This is a genomic window from Bradyrhizobium sp. JYMT SZCCT0428, from assembly GCF_018131075.1.
Classification (GTDB): domain Bacteria; phylum Pseudomonadota; class Alphaproteobacteria; order Rhizobiales; family Xanthobacteraceae; genus Bradyrhizobium.
On record NZ_JAFCLS010000069.1, the window covers coordinates 20,340 to 34,278 of the forward strand.

The 13,939-nt window shown below is 58.1% G+C and carries 8 protein-coding genes and 2 pseudogenes; 7 read left to right on the forward strand and 3 right to left on the reverse strand.

Translation table 11 applies throughout. The features are described 5' to 3' along the window. The first annotated feature begins 26 nt into the window (after positions 1 to 26). Entirely contained in the window at positions 27 to 2,720 is a 2,694-nt protein-coding gene (locus JQ575_RS39420) for a LuxR C-terminal-related transcriptional regulator (RefSeq protein WP_212038567.1), read from the forward strand. Between the two features lie 61 nt (positions 2,721 to 2,781). Here JQ575_RS39420 and JQ575_RS39425 read toward each other — a convergent pair whose 3' ends face one another. After that, positions 2,782 to 3,066 carry an usg protein gene (locus JQ575_RS39425; RefSeq protein WP_212038568.1) on the reverse strand — a complete coding sequence of 95 codons (285 nt, stop codon included), beginning with the start codon at positions 3,064 to 3,066 and terminating at the stop codon, positions 2,782 to 2,784. 267 nt (positions 3,067 to 3,333) lie between these two features. On the opposite strand from JQ575_RS39425, the gene JQ575_RS39430 reads away from it, so the two are divergent. From JQ575_RS39430 to ftsZ, 5 genes and pseudogenes are all read left to right on the forward strand, one after another. Beyond that, complete coding sequence (locus JQ575_RS39430) at positions 3,334 to 3,651, forward strand: co-chaperone GroES (RefSeq protein WP_212038569.1); 318 nt, start codon at positions 3,334 to 3,336, stop codon at positions 3,649 to 3,651. 35 nt (positions 3,652 to 3,686) lie between these two features. Next, positions 3,687 to 5,338: pseudogene (gene groL / locus JQ575_RS39435) on the forward strand (chaperonin GroEL). Between the two features lie 143 nt (positions 5,339 to 5,481). Then, positions 5,482 to 7,899, forward strand: coding sequence for a type IA DNA topoisomerase (locus JQ575_RS39440; protein WP_212038570.1), 2,418 nt, complete (start codon positions 5,482 to 5,484; stop codon positions 7,897 to 7,899). Between the two features lie 871 nt (positions 7,900 to 8,770). Next, the gene (locus JQ575_RS39445; protein ID WP_249167201.1) at positions 8,771 to 9,274 is read left to right on the forward strand and encodes a hypothetical protein; all 504 of its coding nucleotides are present in this window, start codon (positions 8,771 to 8,773) and stop codon (positions 9,272 to 9,274) included. Between the two features lie 49 nt (positions 9,275 to 9,323). Next, a pseudogene (ftsZ, locus tag JQ575_RS39450) lies at positions 9,324 to 10,565 on the forward strand (cell division protein FtsZ); the annotation flags it as partial. A gap of 1,225 nt (positions 10,566 to 11,790) precedes the next feature. On the opposite strand, the gene JQ575_RS39455 reads toward ftsZ, so the two are convergent. Further along, positions 11,791 to 11,997 (reverse strand): hypothetical protein, encoded by a 207-nt coding sequence (locus JQ575_RS39455; protein ID WP_212038571.1) that lies wholly within the window; start codon positions 11,995 to 11,997, stop codon positions 11,791 to 11,793. A 733-nt stretch (positions 11,998 to 12,730) separates the two neighbouring features. Here JQ575_RS39455 and JQ575_RS39460 point away from each other — a divergent pair. Continuing rightward, the gene (locus JQ575_RS39460) at positions 12,731 to 12,904 is read left to right on the forward strand and encodes a hypothetical protein (RefSeq protein ID WP_212038572.1); all 174 of its coding nucleotides are present in this window, start codon (positions 12,731 to 12,733) and stop codon (positions 12,902 to 12,904) included. Positions 12,905 to 13,014: 110 nt separating this feature from the next. Here the strand turns inward: JQ575_RS39460 and JQ575_RS39465 are convergent, their stop codons facing one another. Continuing rightward, positions 13,015 to 13,377 (reverse strand): PRC-barrel domain-containing protein, encoded by a 363-nt coding sequence (locus JQ575_RS39465; protein WP_212038573.1) that lies wholly within the window; start codon positions 13,375 to 13,377, stop codon positions 13,015 to 13,017. Positions 13,378 to 13,939: the final 562 nt, after the last annotated feature.

The window sequence follows — 13,939 nt, forward strand, 5'->3', positions numbered from 1 at the left end:
CGGCCGCTAGCTCGCGCAGTGGGATCATGACCGACCTTATTGCTGAGGATTTTTCAGTATTTGAGGGCCAATCCGGCTCGGGTTCCGCTCGCGGCGAAGGCCAGACAAGCTTGCTTCGGCCGTGCAGTCCGCACGTTATCCGCCGGCGACTGTCGTTTTTACTGCCCGCGGACGGCGGGCCACCACTGACGATGGTGACCACTCCGTACGGCTTCGGGAAGTCGGGCCTCATCTACCAATGGATAAGCCAACTTAATGATAATCACGTTCCTGTTGGCCTAGTGCTGGCGCGTCCGGGCGAGATTCTGTACGGCATGGCCTCGAAGGGCACGACATGGCAGTTTCTGCTGGCAAAGCCAGAGCTTGTCTCAACAGTCGTCGATCGCTGGACTACGTCCACGCCAAATATCTTCGTTCTTATCGACGATGCTCATGAGCTGCCTGATCACGTCGCAGCAGACCTCTGCACTAACTTCCTGCAGAGGATGGAGCAATGCGACCACTCACTGATCATTGCGAGCAGACGCCCTCTGAGGGTCGCGCTCGCACGAGCACGAGCGCTCGGCAAGGTACGTGAGCTGCAATCCGGCGACCTCAAGCTCGACTCGGAGGAACTTGCCCAACTGGTCACGGATAGACTTGGGATCACAATAGATCCAGCGACCTTGCGAGACCTCACCGACGCGACCGCCGGATGGCCCGCCGCGGCGTCGCTCGCTCTTCGACGCGCTCAGGAGATTGGCCTTGTCACAGCGATCGCAGAACTCAAGAGAGGCACAAGCTTAATCGACGATTTGTTTGAGGAGGAAGTCTTCCGTCCGCTACCGACATCCTTACGCGAGTTTCTACTCGATGCATCGGCATTTGGGACCCTCAACTCAACAGTCCTTGACGATGTGCTTGGCGTCGACAACAGCTGGGGGAGGCTCGATGAGCTCATCCGGTCCGGCCTTTTTGTAGAGTCCTTCGGCGCGGATCGTGGTGAATATCGGCTTCATCCCCTCTTCTGCCAGTTCCTGGCGGCGCAGCTGACGCGGGCCAACCGTGAGCGATATGTCGGGCTTGCGCAACGAGCAGCAGCTTGGTTCGAACGCCACGACCGACTGCCGGAGGCATTCGATTGCCTCGTGCGCGCAGAATCGTGGGACACGGCCGCTGCATTGCTCGACCGCTTCAGCTCGCTGTCGTACCTGTCCGGCGCCGGGACCTTGATTACCGCGATGGCGCTGAGGTTGCCCGAAGATGCTCTGCGCAAGTATCCCCGCGCCGCGGTTTTCGCAGCAAGAGGTGCATCCACAGATTGGCGGTTTGGCCTCGTTGAGAAGTTCTTAGGCGTTGCTCGAACAGCCACAGCGGAAGCTGGCGCGCACGAGCTTGAAAACCTCGTTCTTCACAGTCAGATGCTACGATCGCAGTATGAGGACGATCAAATCGAAGCGGGCCGCTTATGCGAAGAGTTGTTAAAGCGTTCCGAAACTTTAGACCATTTCACCCTTGGAACCATCTACGGATCTTTGTTGTACGCGCGGCGCGAGCAGTTTGACTTGGCTGACGCTATTGAATTGGAGCAGGCCGCCGTCCGAGAATTCAACCTCACGGATAGGCCGCTCGGTTTGGTCTATCATCTGTCGGTCGCGGGCCCGACGCTTGCCCTTAAGGGCGACCTGAATGCCGGCGCAAGACGACTCGAGCTGGCTTCAGAAACGGCCAACCGCCTCATAGACGCCAAATGGATTGAAGCTATTCCGGGCCTGCTGTTGGCCGAGGTACTCTACGAGCGCAACGACCTTCACCGAAGTAGTGCATTGCTCGAGAAATATGATCCCGCGCCCCCCATTGCCTTCATAGATCAATACATTGCTGCCTACACAACCAGTACAAAACTGCTTTCGTTAGCCGGCAATATTGCAGGTGCGCATCAACGACTTGATGAAGGAATGATCCTCGCCGAAAGCCGTGGGCTAGGTCGGCTGAGATCGAGCGTCGTAAATGAACGGATCCGATTGCTTCTTACCCATGGCGCGCGCGACGAAGCTATTGAGGTCGGCAGACAAGAAAACTTGCTGGTATCGCCCGAACAAGTCCTGCCACGTCCGCGCGGCACCACACGGGACGAAATCCGGGCCACGTCATGGTTTAGGCTGGCGCTTGTTAGCGGCCAATTCGAAAAGGCTCTCGTTGTAGGGCAATCCTGGAAGCGCTTCTTGACTAGATCAGGTGCCTACCGGGCTGTTATGCGATGGGAGCTTCTGTTGGCTCAGGTGCATGCGTCGATGAGCCAGGATGCACGCGCGCATCGCGAGTTACGTAGTGCGCTCAGTCGCGGCGTTGCGGGAGGCTTTTTTCGAAGCTTTTTGGATGAGGGAAGCATAGTCGAGAGACTGTTACGGGAACAACTAGATGCTTCCGCTATCCGGACCAACCCTTCGGATCTCTTAGTGGAGAGGCTTGTTCGCTCAAGTTTTCCAGAACTCCCTCAAACAGGGAATGCCGCACGCCGTGCCGAGCCAGAGAGAGACGGCGTTGAGCCACTTTCGCGAACTCAGATTGAGATTCTACAAATGGCGAGCGCCGGTTTGCTCAATCGCGAAATCGCCCATCGCGTGGGCATGACCGAAGGGTCCGTCAAATGGTATATGCAGCAGATCTTCAACAAGATCGGCGTACGTCGGCGTGCGGGGGCCCTTGATCGAGCACGAGCCCTGGGTTTGCTGGGCTGAGTTTATTTTTCAACCGCGAGCTTGGAAATTTCGCCAGGGGAGCCCGTTCTGCGCTCTCGCGTTAATGCAGCCGGAAGACTCCGTCCACGGCGCGTAGTTCGGCAGGCTTGATCAGTTTAGAGTGCGCGACTGTGACCGCAAACAGCGGGCCTTCGAGCTTCGTTTCCCAGTACGCGAGGAAATCCTTGAGCGCCGGGAAATTTGGAAACATATCGTAGTCCTGCCAAACGTAAGTTTGCAGCAACCAGTGACGATCCGGACGGCGATAAACGATCTCCGCTGTTGTCAGTCCGTAGCCTAAGACCTGCTTCCTGAAATCCTTGGAAACTGAATCTTTCTCGACCATGCCAAACCTCAAGCCCAACTAGAACAGTTGCATGATTCCCAATTCGCCAAAAACGGAAACGTTCAATAGGTCATTGTAATCAACGAGCTAGCAGCATGTTACTTCGCTTGCTAGCAATCGACGCAGGAGTTCCTACTCAGGTTGGAGTGAAACATCGCGCGAGAAAGCCCTTGCGCCCCAGCGTCATAGGCCTATGTGAGGGGCGGCTAGCACTCGCTGAATGCGACTGCCAATCCAGAAATAATCACAAAAGCCAAGGAGGATCGCATGCAATTCCGTCCGCTCCACGACCGCGTCGTGGTCAAGCGCATCGATGCCGAAAATAAAACCGCTGGTGGCATCATCATTCCGGACAGTGCCAAGGAAAAACCTTCGCAGGGCGAAATCACCGCGATTGGTCCGGGCGGCCGCGACGAGGCTGGCAAGCTGATCCCAATCGATCTTAAGGTCGGCGACCGTGTGTTGTTCGGCAAGTGGTCCGGCACCGAGGTCAAGCTCGATGGCGAGGAACTGCTGATTATGAAGGAGAGCGACATCATGGGCGTTCTCACCGACATGCCCGCCGCCAAGAAGAAGGCCGCTTGAGCGCCTAATCCGACAACATTTGAAGGAACCACATCATGGCTAGTAAAGAAGTTAAGTTCGGCGTTGAGGCGCGGGACAAGATGCTGCGCGGCGTCGACATCCTCAACAACGCCGTCAAGGTGACGCTCGGCCCCAAGGGCCGCAACGTCGTGCTCGACAAGTCGTTCGGTGCTCCCCGCATCACCAAGGACGGCGTCACCGTCGCCAAGGAGATCGAACTCGACGACAAGTTTGAGAACATGGGTGCGCAGATGGTGCGCGAAGTCGCTTCCAAGTCGGCCGATGCGGCCGGAGACGGCACCACCACCGCGACCGTGCTGGCCGCCGCCATCATTAGGGAAGGCGCGAAGTCGGTTGCCGCCGGCATGAACCCGATGGATCTGAAGCGCGGTATCGATCTGGCGGTGGAAGCCGTGGTCGCCGATCTCGTCAAGAACTCCAAGAAGGTCACCTCGAACGAGGAAATCGCCCAGGTCGGCACCATCTCGTCCAATGGCGACGCCGAAATCGGCAAGTTCCTCGCCGATGCCATGAAGAAGGTCGGCAACGAGGGCGTTATCACGGTTGAAGAAGCCAAGTCGCTCGAGACCGAACTTGAGGTCGTCGAAGGCATGCAGTTCGACCGTGGCTACATCTCGCCCTACTTCGTCACCAACGCCGACAAGATGCGCGTTGAAATGGACGACGCCTACGTCCTGATCAACGAAAAGAAGCTTTCTCAGTTGAATGAACTGCTTCCGCTATTGGAGGCCGTGGTGCAGAGCGGCAAGCCACTCGTGATTATCGCGGAAGACGTCGAAGGCGAAGCTCTCGCCACCCTCGTCGTCAACCGTCTGCGCGGTGGCCTGAAGGTCGCGGCCGTCAAGGCGCCAGGCTTCGGCGATCGCCGCAAGGCCATGCTGCAGGACATCGCGGTTCTGACCGGTGGTCAGGCGATCTCGGAAGATCTCGGCATCAAGATGGAGAACGTCACGCTCGCCATGCTCGGTCGCGCTAAGAAGGTGATGATCGACAAGGAGAACACCACCATTGTCAGCGGTCACGGCAAGAAGGCCGACATTGAAGCGCGCGTCAATCAGATCAAGGCGCAGATCGAGGAAACCACCTCGGACTACGACCGCGAGAAGCTCCAGGAGCGTCTGGCCAAGCTCGCAGGCGGCGTCGCGGTAATCCGCGTCGGCGGCGCGACCGAAGTTGAAGTCAAGGAGCGCAAGGATCGCGTGGATGACGCGATGCATGCGACCCGTGCGGCCGTGGAAGAAGGCATCGTGCCGGGCGGCGGCGTCGCCCTGCTGCGTGCCTCCCAGCATCTCAAGGGGCTTCGCACCAAGAACGACGACCAGAAGACTGGCGTCGAGATCGTCCGCAAGGCGTTGTCCTATCCGGCACGCCAGATTGCGATCAACGCAGGCGAGGACGGCTCCGTCATCGTCGGCAAGATCCTCGAGAAGGACAGTATTCCTACGGCTTCGACTCGCAGACCTGCGAATACGTCAACCTGATCTCGAAGGGCATCATCGACCCGACCAAGGTTGTTCGCGTAGCGATCCAGAACGCAGCTTCGGTTGCGGCTCTGCTGATCACCACGGAAGCCATGGTGGCCGAAGTGCCGAAGAAGAACGCAGGCGCTGGCGGCATGCCTCCGGGCGGCGGTGGCATGGGCGGTATGGGTGGTATGGACTACTGAATCCAACCGTTTAGAGTTCAACAGTAAGAAAGGCCCGGCAGCAACGCCGGGCCTTTTTCGCCTGCTGAAACCAATTGTAAGCTCGCACTGTTCCCTTTATGTTCCATACGCCCTCGAATCGAGTTCGTCCGGAAGAGCCTCGCATGCCAGATCAAATTGTCATCACGGAGAAAACCAGCCAGGCAAAAGACGTCCGCGCCGCTGTTGGCTCTCGCTACGGAAATATCCTCCCGGCCGAAGGCCATCTGTTTGACCTCCTCGAACCTGAGGATGTTGTCCCGGAGTGGAAGCGGTGGTCGCCGACACTGCTCCGGCCTGACGGTCTCTACGGCACTCGCCCGGCAGAGGGCGGCAACAAGCCCGCCAAACTCAGAGCTATTCGCGAGGCGCTGCGCACCGCGAAGCGGGTTTGGCTCGCCACCGATTGCGATCGCGAGGGTCAGCTGATCGGCCAGGAAATTCTTGAGCATTATAAATATCGTGGTGAGGTGATGCGGGTGTTGTTCACTGCGCAGGACTCGCAGACCATCCGTGACGCATTCGGTAGTGCGAAGCCAAATTCCGAATATGAACGCCTCTACGCCGCCGCCGTCGCGCGTCGGCAGGCCGACCAGATCTACAACTTGTCACTCACCCGGACTGCAACCGTCATCCTGGGTCGGGGTGCGCGGAGAGTGATCGGGGTTGGACGCGTGAAGACGCCGACGTTGGCAATTGTGTGCAGACGCGAGTTGGAAATCCGGAACTTCGTGCCCCTCGCCTATTTTGAAATTGTCGCCACAGCGAAGGTGGCGGGAGGCCAATTCCGGATGCGGCACACGCCGCAAGACCGGATCGTTCGACGCGAGATCGCCGAAGACGTCGCCAAAGCAGCCAAAGGCTTTGAGGGTGCGCTCGCCGTGCGCGTCGAAGATAAGCGTCAAGGACCGCCCAAACTGCACGATTTACCGTCGCTGCAGAAACTATGCAGCTCACGCTTCGGCTGGCCGGCCAGCAAAACGCTCGAGGTGGCGCAGGAGCTCTATGATGGCCAAGGCAAGAAGATCATCACCTACCCTCGCGCCGAGGTGCGCTACCTGCCGCAGAACCTGATCTCGGATGTGCCACGGATGGTGGCCGGACTGCGGGCCGGCCAGGCATTCAACGGAATCCCCGTGCCCGAGCCACCTGTGATCCGTAAGGGCGCGAGCGGCTGTTTCCACGACAAGGGGCTGGAGGGCGCGAGCCATCACGCCGTCATTCCCAACGTCAACACGATCGACAAACTGCCGGAGGTCTGGCCTCGTCTGTCGTCGGATGAGAAGAAACTGTTCGACGTTATCGCGCGCGCTTATCTGTCAGCGCTGATGTCCGACTTCCGCTACCGGCAGACAACCGCAACGCTCGACGTGCGCGGCTTCGAATTCCGCGCCGCCGGCCGTCAGCCGATCGATCTCGGTTGGCGCGCAGCATTCCCGGATTGGCAACCTGCCGACGAAAAGGGCGACGAGGCACAATTGTTGCCCCCGCTGCGCGACGGCGAAACCGCCCAACTTCAGGATCCGAAAATTGAGGACAAGGAGACTCGACCGCCGCCTCGTTACAACGAAGGCACTTTGATCGAGGCGATGCAGAATGCTTGGCGTTTTATTGACGATGAAGTTCTTCGGGAGCGTCTGAAGGAAGCCAAGGGCATTGGCACGCCGGCGACCCGGGCCGAGATCATCAGCGGACTGAAGAAGCAGGGTTTTGTCGCTGCCCAGGGAAAGAATATCGTGCCAACCGAGACCGGCCTGTCGCTGTTCGGTATTCTCAAGCAAGCTGATCCGGCACTGGTCGATCCGGGCGTGACTGCGCAACTCGAATGCCTGCTTGACGATGTCGTTGTCGGCAAACAGCAGATGGTAGGCGCGATTGACGCGGTGTGCGATGTCGCCGAACGCATCATCGGCAGACTGAAGGAGAGCGCCACTCACGGAGGATCTCCGCTGCGTGGCGAGCTGGTCGGCAACGTTGCGGCGGCGTATCCACCGACGCCTGCGATGAAGCGCTTTGCCGACAGCCTTACCAGGAAGGGCATCAAGCCGCCGTCTGGCTACAAGACGTCGATTTCGATCTGCCGCAAATTTCTGAGCGAACACGCGTGCAAGAAAGCCGACGGCAAATCGGCTGGGAGGCTCGACCTTAAACCGGCAAGTCCTGCACAGTTGTTGTACGCTACGAAAATCGCAATCGGGAAAGGCGTCGTCATTCCCGACGAGGCCAAGGCCAACTCGGCTGCAATGGCCGCGTGGATTGACTCGAAAAAAGGCACGAAGCGCCGCAAAAGCGTTTGTAAGACCGCCTTAAGGCCGGCGATTTCACCTCAATCGACGTCTCCGACGACGAGATCTCGAAGACGCAAGGCTGATGTCGGCGAAGCGACTCCTGCTCTGCCAAATCTCGAAACAGGTACACCACTGCGAATTCCTTATGGCAACAAGGAGGTCGCTATGAAGCTGGGCGCCCGTTATGGCTCGACAGGATGGTATGCTCCGCCTGGAGCTGATCTCTCTGCATTTGGCGAGCGCGGGTGGCTGTAGTGCCGGCCACTGGTGTGGGAGAGGCCGCGTGGCCCTAATCGGTGAGGTAGCGGCATGTTGGTGCGAATAAATGGACGATCGCGCGTTCAACTCCATCATGTTGCCGATCGAGCGCAGGGTGGGTGCGCCCTGGCCGTTGAGAAGTACGCGAAGCAATAGTTGTCAGGTCGTCGAAGTCGACTGGAACGGACAAGCAAGCTATCGCGATGCAACACCGCCAAAATCTCAGAAGGCAACTATTTCATCCTCGCGAAAAACCCGGACAGCCGTCGACCCACCCCGAGCCGACCTGGCAGATCCCGTCCGATTCCTCCCATACGGAAAACCCGCAAAGTTGCGCGCGAGAAAACTGTCCGTTTGCCGGAGGAGTTGTCACCGCCATATACAGCGCCAATCTCGCCATTTCGGTCACTCCGATGACCTTGGCAAGCGAAGGTGATGGTCGCGTTCGCGCTTTGGAACGACCTGTTGCGGTGAATCTCAGGCACGAGCACGATCGAGCGGCCGAGCTTAAAGGCTAAACCAGCGTCTATGTTTGACGGCACAAGCTCCACTGCGCATCCATCGCACCAGCAGTCTCCTGGAGGCGATTCCCAGCGCCAAGTCCGCGAGAACGGGGCACACCCGGAACGGACATTCCTTTGCCGACCGGTTGGCGTAGAGTGACTACATCAATTGGCTCAGCAACCCCACGATGCCGGCGCCTTCCGAGGCGAAGTCAGATGCTCTGACGCCCCCCGGGCGGGGCGCGCTCAAGTGGCAGATCGCCGCTCGCTCGTTAACAGTCTATTAACCAACGCAGCCTAGCCTGCGGTCATCGCCCGGTCATCATCAGCCGATTACCGCCCGGTTCGTTCCAGGAGAACAGCCGATGTCCGTTGAGCCGCTGACATATGCCGCTCTGGGTGCGCGCCTCAAAATCTCGCGAGAAGCCGCTCGTTCGCTCGCCAAGCGCCTCCGGTTGCCGCGCTCACTTTCGGATGAGGGCAAAGCCCTGGTAAGCGTTGATCTCGCTGAAATACGGCATACGCCCCGGCTACCAAGTGGTCGCCACGAGCGCAACATTGCCCGATTAGCGGCAAAGATCGAGACATTAAAGGCTGAGATCGCGCGGCTCGAAGCGGGGGCAGCCGATCACAGGGCAGATTTCGAGCGCGAGCGCGAGCGTGCCGATCGCCTGACGGTTGAGCTGCTGCAGGCAACTGCCGAGACTATGGCAGCCAAGGAGGTGACGGCACGGCTTGAAGATGAGGTGGCGGCTCTGCGAACCCGTGGGCGAGCTGGCGGCTCGATCGACAGCTACGGACAAGCTGCAAGCCGACTGGGACATCTAGCCGCGACCATAGTTGAAGCAGACCGCAAGGCTTGTCGGTAGCAATTCGCATTCTCTCATTTCCAGCTTGCCGGAGCAACGTGAGGCAAAAATGACCAACATCAACGATATTCGCGAGATGAAGGCGCGTATTATCGTGTTTGGGGTCGGCGGCGCCGGCGGCAATGCCGTCAACAACATGATCGAGGCCGGGCTGCAAGGCGTCGACTTCATCGTCGCCAATACCGACGCCCAGGCGCTTGCCATGTCGAAGGCCAAGCGCATCATCCAGATGGGCACCCATGTGACCGAAGGCCTTGGCGCCGGCGCGCAACCGGAGGTGGGGCGCGCCGCAGCTGAAGAGGCAATCGATGAGATCCGCGATCATTTGACCGGCGCACACATGGTGTTCGTTACTGCCGGGATGGGCGGCGGTACCGGCACCGGGGCAGCGCCCATTGTCGCCAAGACCGCGCGTGAGCTCGGCATTCTCACCATCGGTGTCGTCACCAAGCCATTCCATTTCGAGGGCCAGCGGCGCATGCGCTTTGCCGAAGCCGGCATCGCGGAACTGCTGAAGGTGGTGGATACCCTGTTGATCATCCCAAACCAGAATCTGTTCCGGGTGGCCAACGAGAAGACGACATTCGCCGATGCCTTCATCCTGGCCGATCAAGTGCTTTATTCGGGTGTGGCCTGCATCAGCGATCTTATAGTCAAGGAAGGTCTGATCAATCTCGATTTTGCCGACGTTCTCGCCGTAATGCGTGAGAAGGGCAAGGCCATGATGGGCAGGGGCGAGGCTTCTGGTGAGAAGCGCGTGCTCGCCGCTGCCGTGGCCGCGATTTCCAACCCATTGATCGACGACCCCTCGATCAAGCGCGCTAGTGGTCTCATAATCTCCATCACCGGCGGCAAGGACCTGATGTTATTCGAGGTCGACGAAGCCGCTACCCGCATTCGTGAAGAGGCCGACCCGGACGCCAACATCATCGTCGGCGCGTCTTTCGATGAAAGCCTAGAAGGTATCGTCCGCGTCTCGGTAGTGGCGACCGGCATCGATAATCTCGACCCGGCGCGCCAGATTCGACCAGCGCAACGCTCACTCACGGAACTCGCCGGCAGGCTGCGCAACGACAGCCGTCGCATCGCCGACCAGCTCGAGCCCAGTGCACCGCTGCCGCAATTAGAGAGTTCACCATTTCGCCCGACGGCCCGCCATCCCGAATGGCGACCGGAATACGCGCGCCATACGGCTCCGCAAGGCCTCGATCCGTACGGCCGCTCCCCTCCTGTTCGCAATTCGATCGAGGAAACTGTCCTCGATGTACCGGCCTTCCTTCGCCGCAGGGCCAACTGAGCCATCGTAAGAACCAAAAGTAACGCGGCTTCCGAGTGCCGGATGTGGACCGCTGCGCGGCCGCAACTTTTTTACACGCGACCGACGTACTGATCGCGACTCTTTCGGATCCCTCGGGAATACTCTACCGGAAACAGTGAGGACCCAGCGATGCAGTCGGGCGGCTCGCTCTTAAGGACCTGCAGGATGCTTGCGGGCTCCCGCAAGACTGGAGCATGAGCTTTTAGGATCATGAGTTTTTAAATAGTTGGCGCATTGGGGCCGTAGATGCTCGGAGGATTTTGCCAATCATGAGCGCAGATAGTTTCGGCTGAGCGCGGCGGCCTTGCGAGTGCTTGAACTTGCCGAAAGCCTGTCGATCGCGCTCGGGTTCGGCAAGCGAACGGAACGTCGAAGTCGCGACATTTGGCCCGCGCCCGCCGGGGAAGACATTATTCGAGTATCCCGACGGTCACATTGAATAGCTTGTTAGTTGCCAACGCCTTTCATCGTGATAAAAGCCACCCTCGCCACAAAACCACTCGGAGAATAAATGGCCAAAGCGAAGAAGATCGTTCGTCGCGCCTGGAGTAGGGACGACATAAGACAAATGAAAACGATGGCTAAGTCGAAGGCTGGCGTCACAAAAATCTCAAAAACACTAAAGCGGACCCCTGGCGCGACGAGCGTAATGGCTGCGAAGCTCGGAGTATCTCTTTCGACAAGGCCGTAGGAGGGTATGCGGCGGGCGAGACAATCCCATACGGTTGAAAACCCGCCGTGTTCGCAGGTTCAGTCTAGTGTGGGCTGCAGGGCGCGGGAGCGGCACATCACATAGCAAGCTCCCAACTTCGTAAACCATACGCGACGCTCAGGTTTGGTTTACCAGAACACTTAAGCATTCTTGTCGTCGCACGTGCGAATGTTGCTGCAGATCGGGACAAACTCGACAGGGTCGTCAGGGTCAGGCACGCAAAACGCGGCCTGACCCGCTAATTTTTTCGGATTGAAATGTCAAAAAAGCCCAAGGCAACTGATCGATCTAAGCGGTGGAGCAGCTCGGGTGCACCCGATCGAGTTTCAGCTATCTCAGTGCTCACCCGCGACTTGGTCAACATGGCTTTGGTGTCCGCGAGTTCAGGAACAGTCTTCCTCGCGCTGTTCATTCTTAGGCGCATTTAATCACTGCCCCAGCATCCGTCAGCGGATCAAACATGGCCTTAGAGCCGTCCCGTACACATTATCTACGTCGAAAATAGACGGCAGCCTCCCGGCCTGCGTTCGAGACCTGCTTTCGCTCGATTAAACCGTCCGCGGCCATGCCTCGCAATTTTTCTTTGACGGTGACATGCGACCACAATGAAACGCGCTTCCAGATTTCGAGAGCAGAAATCGCATTCTCCTCGCCGATGGGTATGGAATTGATCAGTTCGTCGGGCGTAGGCATTCGTTTTGATCTCTGGCAAGATCGTACCCTGCGGTTAAAAATGTTAACGAATTGCCCGAGGCTGTTGACCAGCGGGCCAGTCTGAGTTGTCTATGCACAGCGTCTCACTCTCACGCTGTTAATTCCCAGAGTGGCCGATGAGCAACAAAGTGCATCTTCCTGCTCGGCAATCGCACATTTTAGTTTACGCGCGTTTCGTTTCGCTCTTTGTTTCATGTACCGGGGCTGGCAGCGTTTCATACTTATCTATTTCAAAACCCGGCGAGCCGCAGCGCGCCAATGCCTGCGGCTTTTTACGTTCCGTTCCTAGGCGGCCAGTTTCCGCCGTCCGCTAAAGTTCATCGGTTGGCCTAAATCGAGTTGCGCACATCTGCGACCCGTAGGGTCAATCATCCGGCGTTGCCGTTAGCCGAGGTGTCCATCGTGGCAAAGTCGTCGGGCGATCAATTGCGCCCAGCGGCTTCGTTTCTTCCGATGAACGTCAGCATTGCGTTCGTTTATGTCGCGTCTCCGCAACACTAGTCGTTTCGTCGCATGACACCCACACTTTCGACTCCACCTCGTTAGCTATTCACGCCATAAGGGCGGGCAGCGATCGGCGGATCGTGACCGCATGGCGCGAATGCCATGCGGACTTTGCACCGTGCAGCGCCCGTTTGGCATTGTGTACAGAACCGGACAGACGGGACCGCAGAATCACGGGCTAGGTGTCTTCAATCCCTGGGGACAGCAAATGCAAGATTACCGCGCTTATCTCTTAGGTCCGGACGGCCGCATCAAGAACCGCATCGATCTAGTCTGCGAGAATGACGAAGCCGCCAAAAGGCAGGCCAAACAGCTAGTGGACGGCCATGACGTCGAGCTAGGGCAATTGGGACGAAAGATAGGGATGTTCAAGAGAAATTAGCTAAGAATGCGCTGATGAGCCGGTGATCGTTCGAGGGGGAGCGCCGCTTCATGGAGACAGTTGCGTCGTCAAAGTCATTTGAAGAGGTCGTCGCTCGTACAGTTACTGGCTCAGGTAGGGATGACACCGTAGTAATCGTCGACGCCCCGAGTACGGGTTCGATCTTCCCAACTCCAGTCGTTGTCGCTGCTGTATTTCGGCGCGCCTTGCAATTGCTTTTCGGTGATCCCCGTTCGGTAACCACCTAGATTGGTGTCATACTTAAGTGACTGCCACGGCAGAGGATAATGATCGTCGCCTATACCCAGAAAGCCGCCAAAGCTCAGGACCGCGTACGAGACATTGCCGGACCGCTTGTCAATCATCACGCGCTTAATCGAACCGATTCGCGTTTCGTCCGCTCCGAAAACAGAAGTGCCCTCGACCTTGTCGCTTCCGATTAAACTGACTGTTTCCCGTTCTTCTGTAGTCATCAGAACCTCCTTGAATCCCCTGGGGCCTAACCGCGGCTTCCCCGTGGCCCTAGCGGGCTTGCGGGCCAGTTAGAACACTTCGGAAACCCCGATAGAGATCGTTAGGTCCAATTAAAAAATGAATTCCCAGCTGTTGGGAATTTCTTGGCGGCGTCATGACGGCCAGAAACGGTCCGGCTTGCTTATTGCGTCGGTCGAAGTCTTGGTCAGCGGGTTCTTCAATTGGGTCCGCTTCTTCCCCGCGACCGTACGAGCGTGGTCGCCGTCAACATGCCGAGCGCTCCAGCAACGGCTAGTGACAGGATTGCTTGAACAACCCAAGGATTCACGTGCTGACAGCCTGTAGACGGCTGGCAGCTAAAGCAAGTGGTCAACGGGAAGGTTCTTCGTCTTTTGTTTTCGGCGGCACGGCTTTTTGCACCAGTTCGATTATTTCGCGGCGCTTTTCCGAGTCGGTAATTCTTACGAAAGCCCTGAGTAGTCGCAGGGTCTCGAGGTCTTCTCGTTTAACGGTCATTCCCGTTGATACGGGAACTCTCAGGAACGGTCTTGGTTAACTTGT

Bases quoted from the DNA above. Each gene is read 5' to 3' on its own strand.
- JQ575_RS39445 (WP_249167201.1), top strand. From the start codon at position 8,771: ATGTCCGTTGAGCCGCTGACATATGCCGCTCTGGGTGCGCGCCTCAAA.
- JQ575_RS39425 (WP_212038568.1), bottom strand. From the start codon at position 3,066: ATGGTCGAGAAAGATTCAGTTTCCAAGGATTTCAGGAAGCAGGTCTTA.
- JQ575_RS39420 (WP_212038567.1), top strand. From the start codon at position 27: ATGACCGACCTTATTGCTGAGGATTTTTCAGTATTTGAGGGCCAATCC.
- JQ575_RS39430 (WP_212038569.1), top strand. From the start codon at position 3,334: ATGCAATTCCGTCCGCTCCACGACCGCGTCGTGGTCAAGCGCATCGAT.
- JQ575_RS39460 (WP_212038572.1), top strand. From the start codon at position 12,731: ATGCAAGATTACCGCGCTTATCTCTTAGGTCCGGACGGCCGCATCAAG.
- JQ575_RS39465 (WP_212038573.1), bottom strand. From the start codon at position 13,377: ATGACTACAGAAGAACGGGAAACAGTCAGTTTAATCGGAAGCGACAAG.
- JQ575_RS39440 (WP_212038570.1), top strand. From the start codon at position 5,482: ATGCCAGATCAAATTGTCATCACGGAGAAAACCAGCCAGGCAAAAGAC.
- JQ575_RS39455 (WP_212038571.1), bottom strand. From the start codon at position 11,997: ATGCCTACGCCCGACGAACTGATCAATTCCATACCCATCGGCGAGGAG.